Below are 21,362 nucleotides of genomic sequence, written 5' to 3'. Positions count from 1 at the left end.
CGACCGGCTCGCTCGCGTGTCGTGGCGGGTCATCACGGTCGCAGGGGCGCCTTGTCCTGTCCTTCCCCCTTTTCGAGTTGGAACGTCGCGGCGGAACGTGCGCCTTCGGCCGTTCGCTCTGAAAGGAATCGGGCGAACGCCGGCCACGCAGGTCCGCACCGACGGCGACGCCTCCGGAGGTCTTCCGAGTGGGGAAATCACTTCGACCCTCCGTGGATCATCCGGGCTGATCTCAGGAAAATACCTGACACCGAATCGGAATCTTCGCCTATTCCTGGAATTCTCCATCATGCATTTCGCGGAATCGCCGATGAGAACGCCAGGTCCGAGGGGACCCTCCCACTCGGATGGAGACCGGACATGGCGAGCGTGCTCCTGATCGACGACTGCCCCGATTTTCGCGCCTGGGCACGTTGCACCCTGGAACGCGAGGGCCTCGAAGTGATCGAGGCGCGCGACGCGCTCGCCGGTCTCCAGCGCGCCGTCGAAGATCGTCCCGATTGCGTGATCGTGGCCGCCGCGCTGCCCGGTCTCGATGGTCTCGACGTCGCGAGGCGGATCGCCGACGAGCCTGCGACGACGGGGCTGCCGGTCCTCGTGTCCTGTGAGCTCGCGGACGCGGCCCTGCGCCGCGCGGTGATGGCGGTCGGTGCCCGGGTCCTGCACTCCCGGACCTCTCGCGCGGCCGATCTGATCGAGCCTGTTCGCGACGCGCTCTGGACCGTCGGTGGGGCCCGGCTCTCCGAAGAGGCTCGCCCGGCCGCCGAGCCGGCCGCGCTCTAGACGCGGGCGCGACGGGTCGGTGCGCGTGCGATCCAGAACGCGCTTCCGACCACGAGGGCGCCTCCCGCGAAAGCCCAGGCATCCGGCGTCTCGCCGAACACCAGCACGCCCCAGCCGATGGCGAAGACCACCTGCAGATAGGAGAGGGCGGTGCCGTGGGCCGCGGGCAGGAGGGCGAGCCCACGCGTGAGCGTGACCTGGCCGACCTGAGTCGCGAGGCCGATCCCGAGGAGCAGGACCCACTCGAAGCCGACCGGCCAGACGAAGTCCGGCCACATCGTCGGCAGCGCCGCCGGCAGGGTGACCATCGGGAAGTAGAAGACGATCACGAGCGGGTCCTCGCCGCTCGTGGAGAGCTTCCGGACGACCACGTAGGCGGCGGCCGTGAAGACGGCGCCCAGCAGGGCGACGCCCACCCAGAGCGGATCGAGGGGGTTCGAGGTCCCGCCGAACAGAAAGCCCGGCTTCGCGATCAGCGCGACGCCGACGAGGCTCGCCGCCGTCGCGAAGAAGATCCGGCGCGGGACGCGTTCGCCCAGGAAGAGACCGGCGAAGAGCGCGGCCAGCGGCGGGTGGAGATGCTGGAGCATCGTCGTCTCGGCGAGCGGGAGATGGGTGACCGCGCCGTAGAGACACGAGAGGCCTCCGAAGCCGAGGAAACCGCGGATCCAGAGCCACTTGCGGTCGTGGCCCCAGGGCGAGACGCCGGCGGCGCGCAGCAGCGACCAGCTGAGCACCAGGCTCACGATCGCGCGCGCGACGACGATCTCCTGGCTCGGCAGGTTCTCGCCGGCGAGCTTCACGAGCGCGGACATCGCGCTGAAGGCGAGCGCCGAGGCGATCATGAACAGGACGCCCCACTGCATCGCTCTCGACTCCTCCCCGGGCGGGGCGCCATCTTGTCGCAGGTCGGCGCGCTACGCCCGCCGGGAATGCCCGCCGAGACCGGGAGCGCCTCGGGCGTCCGGTGGGCTCCGCGGATAGACTGCGCGTGGAGCCCGAACCATGCCCGACCTCTCGCCCAGCCTTCGCATCCTTCGCGACCTGATCGCGATCCCGTCGGTGAACCCGATGGGGCGGGACGACCTCGCTGCGGAGATCGTGGGTGAGCACGCGATCGCCGAAGATCTCGCGGCGCGGCTCTCGCGCCTCGGACTCGACGCGTCCCTGCTCGGGGAGGGCGGGCGGACGAGCGTGGTCGCCGAGGCGGTCGCGGGCCCGGGCGCAGAGACGATGCTCGTCGCGAGCCACATAGACACGGTGCCCGTCGACGGCATGGAGATCGATCCCTTCGATCCGGTGGTCGAGGGCGGTCGGATCCTGGGCCGCGGCGCCTGCGATACGAAGGCCGGGATGGCGGCCCTCCTCGAGGCCCTCGAGCGGGTCCTCGAGCGCGGCACGCTTCGCCGCAACGTGCTCGTCGTCGGCGAGGCGGACGAGGAACTCGGCAGCGTCGGCGTGCGGGACGTCCTGGATTTTCTCGGAGACCGGCGCCCGGACTGGGTGCTCGCCACGGAGCCGACGGACCTGCGTCTGATCAACGCCCACAAGGGCGTCGTGCACGCCCGGGTCTGCGCCCGGGGACGCGCCTGCCACAGCTCGGATCCGAGCCTCGGACGCAACGCGATCGTGCTGCTGGCGAAGGCGATCCTCGCGATCGAAGAGAGCGCTTCGGTCTTCACCACGCGACCGCATCCCCAGCTCGGTCCGGCGACCCTCTCGGTCGGGATCGTACGCGGCGGCCAGGCGCCGAACATCGTGCCGGACGAGGCGCGGATCTGGGTCGACCGCCGGACGCTGCCGGACGAGACCGCCGAGAGCGTGCGGCAGCAGGTGGCGGCCGCCCTCGAGGACGCCGGGCTGGCCGACGACGTCGTGGTCGAGTCCTGCAGCGAAGAGAAGCCGCCCCTCGAGACGAGCGTCGACGCCGTCGCCACCCGGGCCACCGCCGAGGCGATGGGGGCCGTCGGGCTCTCGGCCGAGCCGACCCACGTGGCGTTCGGCACGGACGCCGGGGTCTTCGGACGCGCGGACCTGCCGGGCGTCGTGCTGGGGCCCGGCTCGATCGACGTCGCCCACACGTCCCGGGAGTTCGTCCCGATGGACGAGGTCGAGACGATGGTGCGGATCTTCGAGCAGCTGCTGACGACCCCGGGCCGGGGCGCCGGGGGTCGGTAGGGCGCGCCTCAAGCGCTCCGGGCGCGCCGCCGATATCGGGACATCGCTTCCCCGTCGGAGGAGGATCGCCCATGTCGTCCCAGGCTCCCGTCCGCCTGTCCCGCGCGCTCGCCGCGCTGCTCGCCGTCTTCGCCGTGGCCGTGGCCGTCGCCGGTTGCGCCAGTGGTCCGCCCCCGACCCCGACGGAGCAGGGCTGGGCGGCCCTCGAGGCCGGGGACTGGCGGACGGCGAAGACCCATTTCGCCGAGGCGCTTCGACGTGACGACCGGAATGCGCGTGCCTGGCATGGACAGGCCGCGGCGCAGCTCGCCGGCCGGGACGGCGAGGGCGCCCTGCGCAGCCTCGGCTCCCTGTCGAAGGTCGATCCGGCGCGCTTCTCGGCCGAGGCGCAGGAGACCTACGCCGGCGCGCTCGAGCGCGCCGTCTCCCAGCGCCTCGATCGCAAGCAGACCGGTCCGGCCCTCGCCGCCGCCCGCGCGCTCGCGGCGCTCGAGCCGGACCGCCGGGGCCTCACCCGGCTACTCGGTCGGGCGCTCATGGCGGAGGCGGACCACAAGCGCCTGCGCGGCCGGTCCGACGAGGCTCTCGCGCTCTACGAGGAAGCGGCGCAGCGCGTTCCCGCGGAGCTCGACGCCTGGGTCCGCGCGGTCGAGATCCTGCTCGAGAAGAAGCAGGGGAAGAAAGCGATGCGGCTGCTCGAAGCGGCGCGTCGCAGCCACCCGACGGCGGGGGTGATCCGAACCCTCGCGCGTCAAGCGATGCGCTACCGCAAGCGCTAGGCGCGTCGCCGTTCGGCGCGGCCTAACGGATCACCCGGACCGGAATCCAGCGCTGGACGATCGGTTCGATCATCCCTTCCCGCTGCAGGTGCGCGAGCGTCGCGTCGAGGACGGCGCGCAGCTGCTGGTCCTCGCGACGCACGGCCCAGGCGAGCGATTCCTCGGTCAGCGGTCGATAGAGGCCGATCAGATCGCGGTGGTCGAGGCCGCCAGCGATCTGCCAGATCGTCGGGGCGTCGTGGACGAAGTAGTCGATCCGGTCGGCGCGCAGGCTGCGTAGCCCCGCCTCGACCGAATCGAACGCGAAGCTCTCGGCGAAGGGCAGGGCCTCGGCGACGAACTGCTCGCCGGTCGTCGCGCGCTGGTAGCCGACCCGCGAGCCCGCGCGGCGGATGGTGTGGGGGCGACCGAAGCGCGCGATGTCCCGCTTGCGGATCATCGCGAGCTGCCCGACCTGCATGTACGGCGCCGTGAACTGGACCCGCTCCAAGCGCTCGGGGGTGATCGACAGGCCACTCATCACGACGTCGACTTCGCCCGCTTCGAGGGCATCGAGCAGTTCGGGGAAAGGGATGCGGACGAACTCGATCGGCCGCTTCAGGGCCTCGCCGGCACGCCGCGCGAGGTCGGCTTCGATCCCGAGGATCGCGCCGTCGCGCTCGAAGATGACCGGCGGATAGTCGGGGGAGACGCCGACCCGGAGCGGAGGGCCGCCGAAGGGGCGGGGGCCGCCGGCACACCCGAAGAAGGTGGTGGCGCCGAGCAGAGTGGCGACCAGGAGCAGAAGGGCCGTTCGCAGGGCGGGCGGGGACGCGAGCGTGCGGCATCGATGGCGTCGATGGCGATCCTCGATCATCGCTGGCGAACCCCCTTTCGCACGACGGCGCAAGCTACTGCCTTGCACCCTCTATCGCCAATTTCTACTGTGCGCGCGCAACCTTGGGGGGATCCTGGATGAGTGCTTCGTCGAGCGGCAGCAAGCCCGAAGCAGTCCTGCGAAGCAGCTACTGCGTGCCGGACTACCTGATCGACACCGTCGACCTCGCCTTCGATCTGGGCGAGGAGGAGACGACCGTCGAGGCGCGCCTCTCGGTCCGGCGTCGCGAGGACGCGCTCACCGACGATACGCCGCCCCTCGTGCTCGACGGGGAGTCCCTCGAGCTTCGGGAGATCGAGATCGACGGAGAGGCCCTCGCCGAGTCCGCCTATCGGATCGAGGGGGATCAGCTCACGATCCACGCTCCGCCGCCGCGATTCGAGCTCCGTACGGTCGTCGCGATCCATCCCGAGACGAACACGGCGCTCTCGGGCCTCTACAAGTCGAGCGGGAACTTCTGCACCCAGTGCGAGGCGATGGGCTTCCGGCGCATCACCTGGTTCCTCGATCGCCCGGACGTCATGGCCCGCTACACGGTCTCGATCGAGGCCGAGCGCGAGCGCTATCCCGTCCTCCTCTCGAACGGGAATCGGACGGCGGAGGAGGACCTCGGGAACGGGCGTCATCGCGTCGCCTGGGAAGATCCCTTTCCGAAGCCCAGCTACCTCTTCGCGCTCGTCGCCGGGGATCTGCGCCGTCACGAGGGCAGCTATACGACGGCGTCGGGGCGCGAGGTCAAGCTCGAGATCTGGGTCGAGCCCCAGAACATCGACCAGTGCGAGCACGCCCTCCGCAGCCTGAAGCGGGCCATGAAGTGGGACGAGGACGAGTTCGGCCTCGAGTACGACCTCGACATCTACATGATCGTCGCCGTCGGCGACTTCAACATGGGCGCGATGGAGAACAAGGGGCTGAACGTCTTCAACTCGAAGTACGTCCTCGCCCTGCCGGAGACCGCGACCGACGACGACTACGAAGCGATCGAAGGCGTGATCGCCCACGAGTACTTCCACAACTGGACGGGCAATCGCGTGACCTGCCGTGACTGGTTCCAGTTGACCCTCAAGGAAGGGCTCACGGTCTTCCGGGACCAGCGCTTCAGCGAGGACATGACCAGCGAGGCGGTCAATCGGATCGCCAACGTGAAGCAGCTGCGCGCGCGGCAGTTTCCGGAAGACGAGGGGCCGATGGCCCATCCGATCCGGCCCGAGTCTTACATCTCGATGGACAACTTCTACACCGCGACCGTCTACGAGAAGGGCAGCGAGATCATCCGGATGTACGACGCGCTGCTCGGTCGCGAAGGCTTCCGCAAAGGCATGGATCTCTACTTCGACCGTCACGACGGACAGGCGGTCACCTGCGACGATTTCCGCTTCGCCATGGCGGACGCGACCGGTCGGGATCTCGGCCAGTTCGAGCGCTGGTACCTGCAGGCGGGAACGCCGCGGCTGCGCGCGAGGGGGGCTTTCGATGCCGCCACCGGCGAGTACCGGCTCACCCTGGCCCAGGACTACCCGGAGACCGCGTTCGAGATTTCCGGCGCCGCGGACCGCGCGCCGCTCCACATGCCGATCCGGATCGGGCTGCTCGGCGCGGACGGCGAGGCGCTCCCGGTCGTGCTCGCCGGCGAGAGCGGTCGGGGCGAGACCGAGCGCGTGCTCGAGCTGACCGAGGCGGAGCAGACCTTCGTCTTCACGGGCCTCGCGGAAGAGCCGGTCCCGTCGCTGCTGCGCGGGTTCTCCGCGCCGGTGAAGCTCGAGATGAAGCGCAGCAAGGCGGCGTTCGCCGTCCAGATGGCTCACGACGGCGACGCCTTCAACCGCTGGGACGCCGGGCAGCAGCTGGCCCTCGAGCTCCTCGTCGAGGCGACGGACCGGACCGAAGCCGGGGAGGCGGTCACGCTGGATCCGGAGTTCTCCGAAGCCTGGGGACGGGTCCTGGCCGACGACGGCCTCGACGGCTCGCTCCGCGCGCAGGCGCTCGTGCTGCCCGCCGAGCGTGTGATCGCACAGGAGATGCCGGTGATCCGCCCGGACGCGATCCACGCCGCGCGAGAGGCGATGGTCGAGGCGCTCGCCCGGGCGCACCGCGAAGGGATCGAATCGACCTGGGCGGCGCTCGCGGCGGACGGTCCCTACGCGCACGAGAAGGGGCAGATCGACCGGCGGCGGCTGCGCAACGTGCTCCTGCGCCTGCGCGTCGCGACCGGGGACGAAGCGGCGATCGAGGCCGCCTGGTCCCAGTACGAGAGCGCCGACAACATGACCGACGCCCAGGCCGCTTTCGTCGTCCTCGCGGACCAGGAACACCCGCGGCGCGACGACGTGATCGGGGCCTTCTACGACCGCTGGAAGCGCGATCCGCTCGTGCTCGACAAGTGGTTCTCGATCCAGGCCACGTCGACGCGAACGGACACGCTGGCGCGGGTGCGGAAGCTCGCCGAGCACCCGGACTTCTCGATGACCAACCCGAATCGCGTCCGCTCCCTCGTCGGTGCCTTCTGCTCCGGGAATCAGGTACGCTTCCACGACGGCTCGGGCGAGGGCTACCTGTTCCTCGCGGACAACGTCCTCGCGCTCGACGCCTCGAACCCGCAGGTCGCCTCCCGGATGGCCTCGATCTTCAACGACTGGCGTCGCTACGACGACGATCGACAGGCGAAGATCCAGACCCAGCTCGAGCGGATCGCCCAGCGCGGGGAACTCTCCAAGGACGTGTACGAAATCGTGCATCGCGCACTCTCTCGCTAGTCAGCTGAGGGCTCTCTCGCTAATCAGCTGAGGGCTCTCTCGCCAATCAGCTGAGGGCTCTCTCGCTGAGCAGAGCTCAGCGGCTGAGGGCGCTCACGCTGATTGCCGGCCCGAGCGGCTCGGCGAACGCGAGGCCCGCGGACGCGACTTCTGCGCGAGACCCTCGAATCCGAACCGATCAGGAGCCCTTCATGAGCACTCTTCACGATTTTTCTGCGAAGACGATTCGCGGTGACGCGATCGAACTCGCAAACTTCGCCGGCAGGGTCTGCCTCGTCGTGAACGTGGCGTCCCAATGCGGACTCACGCCTCAGTACGACGGTCTCCAGCGCCTCTACGACGAATACCAGGGGCGTGGGCTCGAGGTCCTGGGCTTCCCCTGCAACCAGTTCGGGGCCCAGGAGCCGGGGACCGAGGCCGAGATCGCCACGTTCTGCGAGACGAGCTACGGCGTGGGCTTCCCGATGTTCTCGAAGGTCGAGGTGAACGGGGAAGGGGCGGATCCGCTCTATCGCTGGCTGACCGCCGAGGAGACGAAGCCCGACGGCGCCGGCGACGTCGCCTGGAACTTCGCGAAGTTCCTCGTCGACCGGGAGGGCCGGGTCGTCGCGCGATTCGCCCCGCCGACCGAGCCCGGCGCAGCCGAAGTCAAGCAGGCCATCGAAGCCGCGCTCGGCTGAGCCGCGGAGGGAAGAATCGAATGAAGGGACTCAATCCCGGTCAGCCCATCCTGATCGCCAAGGATCTGGGACGCCGCTTCGGCGATCGCCAGATCCTGAAGGGCGCCTCGTTCAGTCTGATGCCCGGCGATCGCGTCGGTGTCCTGGGCGTGAACGGCGTCGGCAAGTCCACGCTGATGAAGATCCTCGCGGGCCGCGATGCCGAGTACGAAGGTGACTTCCACATCGCCAAGGGCGCGACCGTCGGGTACGTCTCGCAGGAGCCCGAGCTCGACTTCGACAAGTCCGTGCGCGAGAACGTCGAAGAGGCCGTCGGTGAGGTCCGCGGCCTGCTCCAGCGCTACGACGAGATCCTGAAGGCCTGGGAAGACCCGGCGGTGATGGAGGACCAGGAGCGGATGGACAAGCTCCTCGAGGAGCAGGGCGATGTCCAGGGGCAGCTCGAGGCGATGGACGCGATGGATCCCGCGGCCCTCGACGCGCGGATCGAGGCCGCCATGGACGCGCTCCGGCTCCCGCCCGGCGACCGGGACATCGCGTCGCTCTCCGGCGGCGAGCGTCGCCGGGTGTCGCTCTGCAAGGAGCTCCTCGCGCAGCCCGACGTGCTGATCCTGGACGAGCCCACCAACCATCTGGACGCGGATACCGTCGCCTGGCTCGAGAACTTCCTGGCCGGCTACTCCGGCACCTACGCGCTCGTGACGCATGATCGCTACTTCCTCGACCGGGTGGCGAACCGGATGCTCGAGGTGTTTCACGGCGAGATCCGGTCCTACGACGGGAACTACTCCGATTTCCTCGAGGCGAAGGAGAAGCAGCAGGAGATCCAGGACCGGACCGACGCGAACCTGCTGAAGGCGGTCGCCCGGGAGCTCGAGTGGATCCGCTCGACGCCCGCCGCACGGCGCACCAAGTCGAAGGCACGGATCGCGGCCTACGACGACCTCGTCGAGAAGGCCAGCCGGATCCAGCCCGCGGAAGAGCTCGACCTGCGGATCCCCTTCGGCCCGCGCCTCGGGAGCAAGGTCGTCTCGATGCGCGGAGTGAAGAAGTCCTTCGCAGACAAGGTGCTCCTCGACGGCTTCGACTTCGACATGCCTCCGGGTGCGATCGTCGGCATCACCGGCGCGAACGGCCTCGGCAAGACGACCCTCGTCAACATGATCGTCGGTCGCGAAGCGCCGGACGAGGGCAAGATCGAGATCGGGGAGACGACGAACTTCTGCTACGTGGACCAGACGCGGCAGACGCTCCGGGACGACCTCACGGTGTACGACGAGGTCGCCGATGGCTCCGACGTGATCGAGTACGGCGACAAGACGCTGTCGGTCCGACACTATCTCGCCCGGTTCCTCTTCAGCGGCTCGATCCAGCAGACCGAGGTGGGGCGCCTCTCGGGCGGGGAGCGCAATCGGCTCCAGCTGGCGAAGATGCTCCGCAAGCCGTCGAACTTCATCATCCTCGACGAGCCGACGAACGACCTCGACCTGATGACGCTCCGTGTGCTCGAGGACGCGATCTCCGCCTACCCGGGCTGCGCGATCGTGATCACCCATGACCGCTTCTTCCTCGACCGCGTGGCGACCCACATCCTGGGCTTCGAAGGCGACGCCGAGGTCGAGTTCTGCAGCGGCTCCTGGGACTTCTACGTGGAGCAGCGCGAGAAGCGCTGGGCCGAGAAGGGCGGCGCGAAGAGCCAGAGCTTCAAGCACCGCAAGATCGGTCTCTAGGCGAGTCGCCACCAGCCGCAGGACGCATCATGATCCGACACATCGCCATGTTCACGCTGAAGGACGACGCGCCCGAGGGCGCCGTCGAGCACCTCGAGGAGGGGCTCTTCCTGCTCGCCCAGACGATCGACGAGATCTCGGCCTACACCTACGGCCCGGATCTGGGTCTCCGGGAGGGCACCTGGGATTTTGCCGTCGTCGCGGACTTCGAGACCGCCGACGACTTCCGCACCTACGCGGAACACCCCGATCACGTCGCCTTCATCAAGGAGCGGCTGACGCCGGTCCTGAAGGACCGCGCTTCGCTGCAGTTCGAGCTCTAGGCGGTTCGAGCTCCAGGCGACGCGCCCTCCGATCCCGGCAGGGGCCGGCGTTCTCGCGTCTTCGCGACGATCCGGGCGTTCGCTCGAGCCGTGCCGCGAGGGAATTCGCGCTCCTCGCTTGACAGCGCCCGGGCCGCGCCCATCTCATGGATCGTCGCAGGACGAGACCGCGAGGAGGGCCGTATGCGCTTCGACAAGCTGACGATCAAGAGCCAGGAGGCGCTTCAAGAGGCGCAGAGCCAGTGCGGCGCACGAGGGCACCAGACTCTCGAGCCCACGCATCTGTTGGTCGCGCTTCTCGCGCAGCCCGAAGGCAGCACGATCCCGGTCCTGCAGAAGCTCGGAGTTTCTCTCGACGCGGTTGCCGCCGAGGCGGAGCGAACGCTCGAGCAGCAGCCGAAGGTGACCGGTGGGGCCCAGCCCCAGATGGGGCCGGCGGCCTCGCGCATCCTCCAGGCGGCGTTCGACGAAGCGGACGCGATGCAGGACGAGTACGTCTCGACCGAGCACCTGCTCCTCGCGATGGCGAAGGATGAGCAGGACGCCGTCGGGCGGACCCTGCGCGGCGCGGGGGCGACGGGAGACGGGATCCTCCAGGCGCTCCAGTCGATTCGCGGCGGTGCGAAGATCACCGACCCCGATCCCGAGTCGAAGTATCAGTCCCTCGAGAAGTTCGGTACGGATCTGACCGACCAGGCGCGCACCGGCAAGCTCGACCCCGTGATCGGGCGCGACGAAGAGATCCGTCGCGTCGTCCAGGTGCTCTCGCGACGCAGCAAGAACAACCCGGTCCTGATCGGCGAGCCCGGCGTGGGCAAGACCGCGATCGCCGAGGGGCTCGCGCTCCGTGTGATCGCCGGCGACGTACCCGAGACGCTCAAGGACCGCCGCGTCGTCTCTCTCGACATCGGCTCCCTGATCGCAGGCGCCAAGTACCGGGGCGAGTTCGAGGACCGCCTGAAGGCCGTCCTGCGCGAGGTCGAAGAGGCCGCCGGCCAGGTGATCCTCTTCATCGACGAGCTCCACACGATCGTGGGCGCCGGCAACGCCGAGGGCTCCGCCGACGCGGCGAACATGCTGAAGCCGGCGCTGGCCCGGGGCGAGCTGCGCTGCATCGGCGCCACGACCCTCGACGAGTATCGGAAGTACGTCGAAGGAGACGCTGCGCTGGCCCGCCGATTCCAGCCGGTCTTCGTGGGTGAGCCTTCCGTCGAGGACACCATCTCGATCCTGCGCGGCCTGAAGGAGCGCTACGAGGTCCATCACGGCGTCCGGATCCAGGATGCGGCCCTCGTCGCGGCCTCGACGCTGTCCCACCGCTACATCACCGACCGCTTCCTGCCGGACAAGGCGATCGACCTCGTCGACGAGGCGGCGAGCCGCGTGCGCGTCCAGGTCGACTCGATGCCCGAGGAGCTCGACCAGCTCGAGCGCAAGCGGACCCAGCTCGAGATCGAGCGCGAAGCGCTCAAGAAGGAAGACGACGCCGCGAGCGCCGAGCGCCTGACGAACGTCGAAGCGGAGATCGCGGAGCTGCGCGAGCAGTCCGACGCGCTCAAGGGCAGCTGGGAGGTCGAGAAGGGCCTGATCGCCGGCGTCCGCGAGGCGAAGGAACGGCGCGAAGCGCTGACCGCCGACTACGAGCGCGCCGAGCGCGCCGGCGACCTCGAGCGCGCCGCCGAGCTCCGCTACGGCAAGCTCGTCGAGCTCGAGAACGAGATCGCCGACAAGCAGAAGGAGCTCGAGACGCTCCAGGCGCAGGGCAGCGTTCTCTCCGAGGAGGTCACGAGCGAGGAGGTCGCCGAGATCGTCTCGAAGTGGACCGGTGTTCCGGTCTCGAAGATGCTCGAAGGCGAGCAGGAGAAGCTGCTCTCGATGGAGACGCGCCTCGGCGATCGCGTGATCGGCCAGCAGGAGGCCCTCGGCGCGGTCTCGAACGCGGTCCGTCGGGCCCGAGCGGGACTGCAGGACCCGAACCGGCCGATCGGCTCGTTCCTGTTCCTGGGCCCGACCGGGGTCGGCAAGACCGAGACCGCCCGGGCGCTCGCCGAGTTCCTCTTCGACGACGAGCAGGCGATGGTGCGCATCGACATGAGCGAGTTCATGGAGAAGCACGCCGTGTCCCGCCTGGTCGGGGCGCCTCCCGGCTACGTCGGCTACGACCAGGGCGGAGCGCTGACCGAGGCCGTCCGTCGACGGCCCTACAGCGTGGTGCTCTTCGACGAGATCGAGAAGGCCCACCCCGACGTGTTCAACGTCTTCCTCCAGATCCTCGACGACGGTCGGCTCACCGACGGTCAGGGACGGACGGTCGACTTCACGAACACGGTCCTGATCATGACCTCGAACCTCGGCAGCGAGCACATCGTGTCTCTCGGCGTCGACGACGAGGCCGAGATGCGGAGCCGGGTGATGGACGCGCTGCGCGGCCACTTCAAGCCGGAGTTCCTGAACCGGATCGACGACGTCGTGATCTACCACGCGCTCCGCGAGGACCAGATCGGCGCGATCCTCGACATCCAGCTCGGCCAGCTCGTGTCGCGGCTCGAGGATCGGCGGCTGGCCCTCGAACTCTCGGAGGCGGCCCGCGAGTTCCTCGCCCGACGCGGCTACGACCCGCAGTACGGGGCGCGACCGCTCAAGCGCTTGATCCAGCGCGAGGTCCAGGATCCGCTCGCGATGCGGATCCTCGAAGGGGAGTTCGTGGAAGGCACGACCGTCCACGCGGACCTCGACGAGGGCGGCGAGAAGCTCGTCTTCACGGCTCAGGCGCCGGCGACCGGGGCAGCCGAGTAGCGCGCGAGACCGGCGTCGATCAGGCGCCGGTCTCTGCGTCTTCCCGGGCGCGGGGGATGGTGAAGATGAATCGCGAGCCGACGCCGAGCTCGCTCTCGACGCGAATCGTACCGCCCATGGCCTGGACCAGGTGGCGCACGATCGCGAGGCCGAGGCCGGTCGAACCGACCGCGCGGGTACGCGAAGCGTCGACGCGATAGAAGCGCTCGAAGATCCGGCCCAGGCTCTTCTCGGGGATGCCGATTCCGGTGTCCTCGACGGTCACCTCGAGGAGCTCGGCCTTCGGTTCGATCAGGATCCGGATCCGGCCGCCTGCGTCCGTGTAGCGAATGGCGTTGGTCAGCAGGTTCTCGAGCACGTGTTCGAGCGCGCTCCGATCGCACCAGGCGTCCGGGGCGCTTCGCGTGACGAGCTCGGCCTCGAGCTCGGCGCTCGAAAGCCGCTTGCCGAGATCGACCAGGAGTTCGCGCGTGAGGCGCACGACGTCGACGCGCGTCAGCTCGGCGACGCTCGCTTGGTTCTCGATCCGCGAGAGCTCCATCAGGTCGTCGATCAGGTCGCGCATGCGGCCGACGTTGCGGAGGATCGTCTCGAGACAGCGATCCGCGTCTTCCGGACCGAGTCCGCCGGAGGCCAGAGTCTCGGCGAAGCCCTGGATCGACGTGAGGGGTGTGCGGAGCTCGTGACTCGCATTGGCGATGAAGTCGCGACGGACCTTGTCGACCCGACGGACCTCGGTCACGTCCTGGAAGACGGCGAGGGTTCCGGCCGGGGGGCCCTCGGCGGGGAAGCGGATCGCATGGGCCAGGATCGTTCGATCCCCGGCGCCGCGGAGCGGCAGATCGCGGATCACCGCATCCCGCGTGGTCTTCGCATCCGCCAGCAGGTCGTGGACCTCCGGCTGTCGGATCACCTCGATCAGGGTCCGGTCGCGAACCGGCCCCCAGGTTCGGAAGAGCTCGCGAAAGCCCGGATTCACGAGCACGATCCGATCCTGCACGTCGAGCACGAGCACGCCCTCCACCATGGCCGAGAGCACGGCCTGGAGCTGCTGGGCCTCGCGGTGGGCTTCGTCGATCTCCCGCACGAGGCGGTCGGCGGTCCGGTTGAGGGAGATCGCGGTCTCGTCCCGTTCGTCGCCGTAGGACCAGAGCAGGCGTTGGTCGCGCCGCCCGGTCGCGAGCCCGGCGGCGAGCGCACGGACCTGATCGAGCGGGTCGAGACTCATCCGTCCGACGAGCCAAGAGACGAGGAGACTGCCGGCGAGGCCCAGTCCCGCGAGCTTCAGGAAGGCGACGCCGGCGAAGGCGCCGGGCGGTGCGATCGCGACCGCCGCCAGCGCGAGACAGGTCGAGACGCTCGCCGCGAGGGCGAAGATCTTCCAGTAGAGTCGCTTCACTCCTGGAAGCGGTAGCCGACCCCGCGCACGGTGTCGATCAGGTCTCCGGCGGTGCCGAGCTTCTCTCGCAGGCGCTTCATGTGGGTGTCGACCGTCCGATGGGTCACGGCGATGCCTTCTCCCCAGACCTCCTCGAGGAGCCTTTCCCGGGTCAGGACGCGACCGGGGCGGCGCATGAGCGCCGTCAGGAGCAGGAACTCCTTGGCCGTCAGCGCGACTTCCTCGCCCTTCCAGGTACAGAGGTGGCGTTCGACGTCGAGGGTCAGGTCGTGGAGGCTGAGCTGTTCCGGGATCGCGTCGCTGGGGCGGCCGCGGCGGAGGATCGCCTTCACGCGCAGGCAGAGCTCGCGCGGCGAGAAGGGCTTGGTGACGTAGTCGTCGGCGCCCAGCTCGAAGCCCACGATCCGGTCGACTTCGTCCGAGCGCGCCGTCAGCATGATCACGGGAACGTCGGCGAGCTCCGGTGTTCCGCGCATCGATCGGCAGACTTCCGTACCGGGTCGGTCCGGGAGCATCAGGTCGAGGACGACGAGATCGGGTCGGCGCCGGCGGAGCTGCTCGAGGGCTTCGTCTCCGGTGGCGGCGGTGTCGACATCGAAGCCGTCCTGGCTGAGGGCGAATCGCGTGAGCTCGAGGATGTCGGGCTCGTCGTCGACGACGAGAATGCGCTGCGACATGGGTAGGGGGTTCTCTCCGTTCGATCCGCGCTCGCGCGGGTCGCGAGGCTGGATCGTTAGGCTATGCGGCCGGATCGCGAGGCTAGGGCGCCAGCTTCTCCGCGTGCTTCAGGTTGACCGACTCCGCCGCGAGGATGACCTCTTCGGCGATGTTGGTCGCATGGTCCGCCACGCGCTCGAGGTTCTTGGCGATGAAGATCAGGTCGATCTCCTGTCGGGATGCACCGGGTTGCGCCTGGATCCGCTCGATCGATTCGCGGATCACGCGGCCCTCGATCGCGTCGATGTCGTCGTCTTCTCCGAGCACCGTTCGTGCGAGGTCGCCGTCGAGGTCCGCGAAGGCCTGGAGTGCACGGCTCAGCGAACGCCGGCTGTCGTCGGCGAGCTCGCGGAGCAGGGTCGGCGGGCTGATCGGCTGCCGCTCGGAGAGGCGGCGAGCGGAGCTCGCGATGTTGCGCGCGAGGTCCCCGATCCGCTCGAGGTCCGTCGCCATGGTCTTGATCGCGAGTGTCTGCCGCAGGTCGGAGGCCACCGGGGCCCGCAAGGCGAGGACGCTCAGGACCGCGGCGTCGATCTCGACGTCGATCCGATCGATCTCGAGATCGTCCCCCGCGACCTGGTCGGCGAGGGTGCCGTCCCGGTTCCAGACCGCGCGGAGGCTCTTGTCGAGGATGCCCTCGGCGAGTCCACCCATGCGGAGTGCGAGCCGGCGGAGGTTGTCGACCTCGCGGCCCGTCTTGATCGTGACTGCACTGGACATTGGAGGTCTCCTCCGGATGCGACGCTCGCGTCCGGCACATCGTGGATAGCCCGCGGGTGTGACGATTCCGTGGCGACGCCATGGCAAGAGCGAGAACCCTCTGGATCCAGGGGGTTGCACTGGTTCCGGTTCGACGAAGGCTAACACCGATCGCGCCGCCGTAACCGAAACGTCACATTCCTGTCACACTTCGGGTAAGGCGGTCCGCGCACCATCCGGCAAAATCCGCCCGACCAATCCCCCAGTCAGGGCGCGAGATGCGCCCATCCGGGTTGCACGCCTCACGACGAGGAGAGCGCGGCCGAAGACCGCATGCGGGGACGTACAGGGGGACCGGTGGCAAGCGACCGAGCCGACCGGAAAGCTGTTTCGCGCCGCGTCGGATTCGCGCAGATCGGGCTCGAAACGGGAGCGCAGGGGGCAGCGGCGTGACCGGTCTGCTCTGGCTCGTGCTGCCCGTTCTCGCCCTGGTCGGCTGGAGTCTCGGGCGGTCCCGCGCGCTCGCGCTCGCGGGTGGGGCGTCCGAAGGGGGCGGCCGGATCGAGCTTCATTCGCTTCCCGGTCACTACGGCCAGTTCGTCCTGCTCTGGGCCGCCCTGCCGCCATTCGCCGTCCTGCTCCTGTGGGCTCTGTGCGGGGGGGTGCTCGTCGACGGTTATGTCGGCGCGCAGGTCGAGGCGAGCGGACTCCTCGAGGGCGCCCGGACGGCGGACCAGGTCCTGGTCGAGCTGCGATCGGGCCTGGCGACCCTGGAAGGGGACGACGCGAGCCCGGTCCACGTCCATGGGGCCCAGGCCCTCGCCCGGATCGAGGGGACCCTCGACCTGGCGCTGTTCGGCGCATTCGCCGTCGCGGCGGCCGGCGGTCTCCTCTTCGCGCGGCAGCGGATCACCGTCGCGCTCCGAGCCCGGAACCACGTCGAGCGGGCGCTCCACTTCTTCCTCCTGCTCTGCTCGATCGTCGCGATCCTCACCACCGTCGGCATCGTCGTCTCCCTCTTCTTCGAGGCGCTCCGCTTCTTCCAGCTCGTGAGTCCCCTCGAGTTCTTCTTCAGCACCGAGTGGAGCCCGCAGACCGCGCTTCGCGCGGACCAGGTCGGGTCCTCCGGCGCCTTCGGCGCGGTGCCGGTCTTCGCCGGCACGCTCCTGATCACCGCGATCGCCATGGCGATCGCCGGTCCGATCGGCCTGATGGCAGCGATCCATCTCGCCTTCTACGCGACCGAGTCCGCGCGTGCGTGGATCAAGCCCCTGCTCGAGGTGATCGCGGGGATTCCCACCGTCGTCTGGGGGAGCTTCGCGGCCCTGACCCTCGGCCCGCAGGTGCGCGCCCTCGGTGATGCGCTGGGGCTCGAGGTCGCGTCGGAGAGCGCCCTCGCGGCTGGCGTCACGATGGGCGTGATGATCATTCCCTTCGTGTCCTCGCTCTCGGACGACGCACTGAACGCCGTCCCGCGGTCGCTGCGCGAAGGCTCCCTCGCGATGGGGGCGACGGAGTCCGAGACGATTCGCAGGGTGATGGTCCCGGCGGCGCTGCCCGGGATCGTGGGGGCGTTCCTCCTGGCGGTATCCCGCGCGATCGGCGAGACGATGATCGTGGTGATGGCCGCGGGTCTCGCGGCGAACATGACCGCGAATCCCTTCGCGGCGGTGACCACGGTGACGGTGCAGATCGTCACGCTCCTGACCGGGGACCAGGAGTTCGACTCGGCGAAGACCCTCGCCGCGTTCGCCCTGGGCCTCACACTCTTCTTCGTGACGCTCGCGCTGAACCTCGTCGCGCTCCGCGTCGTTCGTCAGTTCCGGGAGGAATATGAGTAGCCCGGCACCCAACGACGAACGCGCGCGGGCCGTCCAGGCCCGGATCCGGCGGCGCTACCGGTCGGAACGGATCTTCCAGGCCTGCGGCGTCGGGGCGATCGGCTTCGCCCTGATCGCGCTCCTGGCTCTGCTCGTCTCGATCACCTACCAGTCCTCGAACGCGCTCACGCAGACCTACGTCCGCCTCGATGTGGAGCTCGACGCATCGACCGTCGATCCGCGTGGGGACGGCTCGCCCGAGAGCCTCGCGGCCGGCAGCTACAGTCGGCCCCTGCGCAACGCGCTGCGAGCGCGATTCCCGGACGTCTCCGGACGGAAGACGCGGCGGCAGCTGAACGCCCTGATGAGCGACGGGGCGGAGTACCAGCTGCGGGACGCGGTGGCCGCGGATCCGGGGCTCGTCGGGAAGACGGCTTCGTTCGTGCTGCCGATGTCCGACGACGTCGACCTCTTCCTGAAGGGTGATATCCGGCGGGACGTCCCGGAATCCGATCGCAAGCTGAGCGATCGCCAGATCGAGTGGGTCGATGCCCTGGTGGCCGACGGTCGCGTGAGCCACGAATGGAATACGGGCTTCCTGACGTCGGGTGACAGCCGCGAGCCCGAACTCGCGGGCATGCAGGGTGCGATCCGAGGATCGCTCCTCACGCTCCTCGTGACGCTGCTGCTGAGCTTCCCGGTGGGCGTCGCGGCGGCCGTCTACCTGGAAGAGTTCGCGCCCCGCAATCGCTTCACCGACGTCGTCGAGGTCAACATCAACAACCTCGCCGCGGTGCCCTCGATCATCTTCGGTCTCCTCGGACTCGCCGTCTTCCTGAACGTGTTCGGCATGCCGCGAGGTGCGCCGATCGTGGGCGGAATCGTCCTCGCGCTGATGACCCTCCCGACGATCATCATCGCGGGCCGCGCCGCGCTCCTCGCCGTTCCCCCTTCGATTAGAGAGGCCGCCCTCGGCGTCGGGGCCAGCCCGACCCAGGCCGTTCTCCACCACGTGCTGCCCCAGGCCCTCCCGGGCATCCTGACCGGGACCATCATCGGCATGGCCCGCGCTCTCGGAGAGACGGCGCCGCTCCTGATGATCGGGATGGTCGCCTTCATCGCCGACCTGCCGAGCGGGCCCTCCGACCCGTCGACCGTCCTGCCCGTCCAGATCTTCCTCTGGAACGACGCGCCCGAGCGGGCTTTCGTCGCCCGCACCTCCCTCGGTATCGTGGTGCTGCTGGGCTTCCTGGTCACCATGAACGCCGCAGCAGTCTGGGTTCGCAGCCGATTCGAGACGAGGTACTGAGCGTGAAGACGAAGATGGAGACGCGGGACCTCGACGTCTTCTACGGGGACAAGCAGGCGCTCCAGAGCGTGAGCCTCGAGATCGGCGCGAACGAGGTGACGGCCTTGATCGGTCCGTCCGGCTGTGGGAAGTCGACCTATCTCCGCTGTCTGAACCGGATGAACGACGTGGTACCGGGATGCCGCGTCGACGGGGCGGTGACCCTCGACGGCGAGGACATCTACGACCCGGACCTCGACGTGGTGAAGCTCCGGGCGCGGGTCGGCATGGTGTTCCAGAAGCCGAATCCGTTTCCGAAATCGATCTACGAGAACGTGGCCTACGGGCCGCGCATCCACGGCGTCGCACAGACCAAGACCGAGCTCGACGATCTCGTCCGCCAGAGTCTCTCGAAGGCGGGACTCCTCGAAGAAGTCGAGAACCGCCTCGAGGAGCCGGGGACGAGTCTCTCCGGGGGTCAGCAGCAGCGACTCTGCATCGCCCGTGCGATCGCCGTCAGCCCGGAAGTGATCCTGATGGACGAGCCGTGTTCGGCCCTCGACCCGATCGCGACCGCGCGCGTCGAGGAGCTGATCGACGAGCTGCGCGAGCAGTTCACGATCGTGATCGTCACCCACTCGATGCAGCAGGCCGCGCGCGTGTCCCAGCGAACGGCGTTCTTCCACCTCGGCGTGCTGATCGAAGAGGGCGACACCGAGAAGATCTTCACGAATCCGGCCGAGCAGCGGACGCAAGACTATATCACCGGACGCTTCGGTTGACCCGAAGCGCCTGATGCGCCGCGACACAGTCCGGTTTCCGCGTCGCGCGGCGTGCCGAAGCCGCCTGCTCTACAGTCTTCGAGAGGGGTCGCGCCGCGATCCGCGCCTCGGAGGTGTGAATGGGTTCAGTCGAAGTGGTGGAGGTCTCGCTCCCGCGAGAGACCGAACGCTTCGTCCGGACCTGGTTCACCATCTACGAGAACGAACCCTGCTGGGTTCCGCCGCTCTACTTCGAGCGGAAGCGCTTCTTCGACCCTGCGCACAACCCCTACTTCGAGAACGCCCGCGCCGCCTACTTCATCGCTCGCAAGGACGGGCGGGACGTCGGCACGATCGCGCCGTGCATCGACGGGGGCTATCAGGAGCACGAGAAGGGCACCGCCTTCTTCGGCTTCTTCGAGTTCGTCGACGACGAAGAGGTCGCTCGAGCCCTCCTCGGCGCTGCGCGCGAGTGGCTGATCGACCAGGGGATGGAGCGGCTGATCGGGCCCTTCAACTTCAATACGAACCACGAGTTCGGGCTGGTCGTGGACGGCTTCGAACACTCGCCGATGGTCGCGAATCCCTGGAACGCCGAGTGGTACCCCCGGATCTACGAAGCGATCGGTCTCCGCAAGGCGATGGACTGGTATGCCTACCGCTGCGAGGCGGACATGCCCGGCATGCAGAAGATGATGAAGGTCTCGAAGCGCGTGCTCTCACGTAATCCCGAGATCCGGATTCGATCCCTCGACTTCTCGCGCTGGGACGAGGACGTCGAGAAGGTGCGCGGGATCTATCGCGACGCCTGGGAGCAGAACTGGGCCCACGTGCGCGTCTCGGATCGCGAGTTCGATTTCATCGCCGGGGGGCTCAAGCAGCTCATCGACCCGGATCTCTGCTTCATCGCCGAGATCGGCGACCGGGTCGCCGCGATCTCGGTCACCCTGCCGGACTTCAACCAGGTGGTGAAGAAGATGAACGGGCGCGTGCTCCCCTTTGGCTGGATCCACGTGCTGCGCAAGAAGAAGCTGATGAATCGCGTCCGCATCTTCATGCTCGGCGTCGCCCAGGAGTTCCAGTCGCTGCCGCTCGGAGCGGCGCTCTACGCAAAGACCTTCGAGGTCGCCCTCGCCAAGGGCTATCGCCACGGCGAAGCCTCACTCATCCTCGAGAACAACCACCGCATGCGCGGTGCGCTCGAGAAGATGGGGGCGGTGATCGAGAAGACCTACCGGAACTACGAGATCGACCTCCATTCGGAGGCGATCGCAACGAAGGAAGGAGCCCCCTGACATGGATATCCAATGGCACGTCGTGACCGATCTCGATGCCCGAAGACGAGAGGCCGCCGAAGCCCGGATCCGGAAGCTGGGTGAAGGCCAGAAGGACCTGATCCACGTGGTCGTCCACGTAGAGGGCAGCAATCACCATCAGCACGGCGCGGCGGAAGCGAAGATCCGCTGCCAGGCGAAGGGGCGCGAGCTGATCGCCCACGAACGGGACGACGAGCCCGAGCTGGCCCTTTCCCGGGCCGTGGACGTCTTCGAACGCGAGGTCCGCTCGATGCGGGCCAAGCGTCGCGACCACCGCGGCGCTGCGCGTCCGATGCCGGTGGAGAGCGAAGAAGAAGACGTGGCCGTAGGGGAATAGGTGAGTAGGCGAGTAGGAGCGGGCGAGGGCGGCTCGCCTGCGGGGCGGTTTCGGCCGGCGTAGAACGAAATCGCAGCGAACGAGCAACCGCGAGGTCGTCCCCGGTCCCGTCCTCAAGCGCCCGGC

18 protein-coding genes are annotated in these 21,362 nt (G+C 68.7%); 13 read left to right on the top strand and 5 right to left on the bottom strand.

The features are described from left to right. The first annotated feature begins 360 nt into the window (after positions 1-360). On the top strand, positions 361-783 hold the full coding sequence (locus NXI30_23900) for a response regulator (GenBank protein ID MCR9097273.1): 423 nt from the start codon (positions 361-363) through the stop codon (positions 781-783). Here the strand turns inward: NXI30_23900 and NXI30_23895 are convergent. Beyond that, positions 780-1,649: a DMT family transporter gene (locus NXI30_23895; protein MCR9097272.1), complete on the bottom strand. Its 870-nt coding sequence runs from the start codon at positions 1,647-1,649 to the stop codon at positions 780-782. The genes NXI30_23900 and NXI30_23895 overlap by 4 nt on opposite strands. A gap of 139 nt (positions 1,650-1,788) precedes the next feature. Here NXI30_23895 and NXI30_23890 point away from each other — a divergent pair, with 139 nt between their 5' ends. Next, positions 1,789-2,961: a M20/M25/M40 family metallo-hydrolase gene (locus tag NXI30_23890; GenBank protein ID MCR9097271.1), complete on the top strand. Its 1,173-nt coding sequence runs from the start codon at positions 1,789-1,791 to the stop codon at positions 2,959-2,961. Between the two features lie 71 nt (positions 2,962-3,032). Further along, complete coding sequence (locus NXI30_23885) at positions 3,033-3,740, top strand: tetratricopeptide repeat protein (protein MCR9097270.1); 708 nt, start codon at positions 3,033-3,035, stop codon at positions 3,738-3,740. A gap of 22 nt (positions 3,741-3,762) precedes the next feature. Here the strand turns inward: NXI30_23885 and NXI30_23880 are convergent, their stop codons facing one another. Further along, the gene (locus tag NXI30_23880; protein ID MCR9097269.1) at positions 3,763-4,596 is read right to left on the bottom strand and encodes a transporter substrate-binding domain-containing protein; all 834 of its coding nucleotides are present in this window, start codon (positions 4,594-4,596) and stop codon (positions 3,763-3,765) included. Positions 4,597-4,694: 98 nt separating this feature from the next. Here NXI30_23880 and pepN point away from each other — a divergent pair, with 98 nt between their 5' ends. The 5 genes from pepN to clpB all read left to right on the top strand — a co-directional run bounded on the left by pepN (position 4,695) and on the right by clpB (position 12,899). Further along, positions 4,695-7,370: an aminopeptidase N gene (gene pepN, locus NXI30_23875; protein MCR9097268.1), complete on the top strand. Its 2,676-nt coding sequence runs from the start codon at positions 4,695-4,697 to the stop codon at positions 7,368-7,370. A gap of 191 nt (positions 7,371-7,561) precedes the next feature. Continuing rightward, a complete protein-coding gene (locus NXI30_23870) occupies positions 7,562-8,050 on the top strand; it encodes a glutathione peroxidase (protein ID MCR9097267.1) in 489 nt (162 codons plus the stop codon). Between the two features lie 20 nt (positions 8,051-8,070). Continuing rightward, the gene (gene ettA, locus NXI30_23865; protein MCR9097266.1) at positions 8,071-9,780 is read left to right on the top strand and encodes an energy-dependent translational throttle protein EttA; all 1,710 of its coding nucleotides are present in this window, start codon (positions 8,071-8,073) and stop codon (positions 9,778-9,780) included. Between the two features lie 29 nt (positions 9,781-9,809). Further along, the gene (locus tag NXI30_23860; protein ID MCR9097265.1) at positions 9,810-10,103 is read left to right on the top strand and encodes a Dabb family protein; all 294 of its coding nucleotides are present in this window, start codon (positions 9,810-9,812) and stop codon (positions 10,101-10,103) included. Positions 10,104-10,286: 183 nt separating this feature from the next. Further along, a complete protein-coding gene (gene clpB, locus NXI30_23855) occupies positions 10,287-12,899 on the top strand; it encodes an ATP-dependent chaperone ClpB (GenBank protein MCR9097264.1) in 2,613 nt (870 codons plus the stop codon). Positions 12,900-12,918: 19 nt separating this feature from the next. Here the strand turns inward: clpB and NXI30_23850 are convergent, their stop codons facing one another. The 3 genes from NXI30_23850 to phoU form a co-directional block, all read right to left on the bottom strand. Continuing rightward, the gene (locus NXI30_23850) at positions 12,919-14,298 is read right to left on the bottom strand and encodes an ATP-binding protein (protein MCR9097263.1); all 1,380 of its coding nucleotides are present in this window, start codon (positions 14,296-14,298) and stop codon (positions 12,919-12,921) included. Further along, positions 14,295-14,975, bottom strand: coding sequence for a response regulator transcription factor (locus tag NXI30_23845; protein MCR9097262.1), 681 nt, complete (start codon positions 14,973-14,975; stop codon positions 14,295-14,297). The genes NXI30_23850 and NXI30_23845 overlap by 4 nt, the downstream gene beginning before the upstream one ends. Before the next feature lie 82 nt (positions 14,976-15,057). Beyond that, a complete protein-coding gene (gene phoU, locus NXI30_23840; GenBank protein ID MCR9097261.1) occupies positions 15,058-15,735 on the bottom strand; it encodes a phosphate signaling complex protein PhoU in 678 nt (225 codons plus the stop codon). 428 nt (positions 15,736-16,163) lie between these two features. On the opposite strand from phoU, the gene pstC reads away from it, so the two are divergent. From pstC to NXI30_23815, 5 genes are all read left to right on the top strand, one after another. Continuing rightward, on the top strand, positions 16,164-17,555 hold the full coding sequence (pstC, locus tag NXI30_23835) for a phosphate ABC transporter permease subunit PstC (protein MCR9097260.1): 1,392 nt from the start codon (positions 16,164-16,166) through the stop codon (positions 17,553-17,555). Next, positions 17,548-18,843: a phosphate ABC transporter permease PstA gene (pstA, locus tag NXI30_23830; GenBank protein ID MCR9097259.1), complete on the top strand. Its 1,296-nt coding sequence runs from the start codon at positions 17,548-17,550 to the stop codon at positions 18,841-18,843. Before pstC ends, pstA begins: the two co-directional genes overlap by 8 nt. Positions 18,844-18,857: 14 nt before the next feature. After that, positions 18,858-19,604 (top strand): phosphate ABC transporter ATP-binding protein PstB, encoded by a 747-nt coding sequence (gene pstB / locus NXI30_23825; protein MCR9097258.1) that lies wholly within the window; start codon positions 18,858-18,860, stop codon positions 19,602-19,604. A gap of 119 nt (positions 19,605-19,723) precedes the next feature. After that, positions 19,724-20,878, top strand: coding sequence for a GNAT family N-acetyltransferase (locus tag NXI30_23820; GenBank protein MCR9097257.1), 1,155 nt, complete (start codon positions 19,724-19,726; stop codon positions 20,876-20,878). 1 nt (position 20,879) lies between these two features. Beyond that, positions 20,880-21,236, top strand: a complete 357-nt coding sequence (locus tag NXI30_23815; protein MCR9097256.1) for an HPF/RaiA family ribosome-associated protein — start codon at positions 20,880-20,882, stop codon at positions 21,234-21,236. Positions 21,237-21,362 lie beyond the last annotated feature (126 nt).

The organism is bacterium (assembly GCA_024742285.1).
Lineage (GTDB): Bacteria > Myxococcota_A > UBA9160 > UBA9160 > UBA4427 > UBA4427.
Note: the sequence above shows the minus strand (reverse complement) of the source record. Positions and strands in the feature narration are given on the sequence as shown.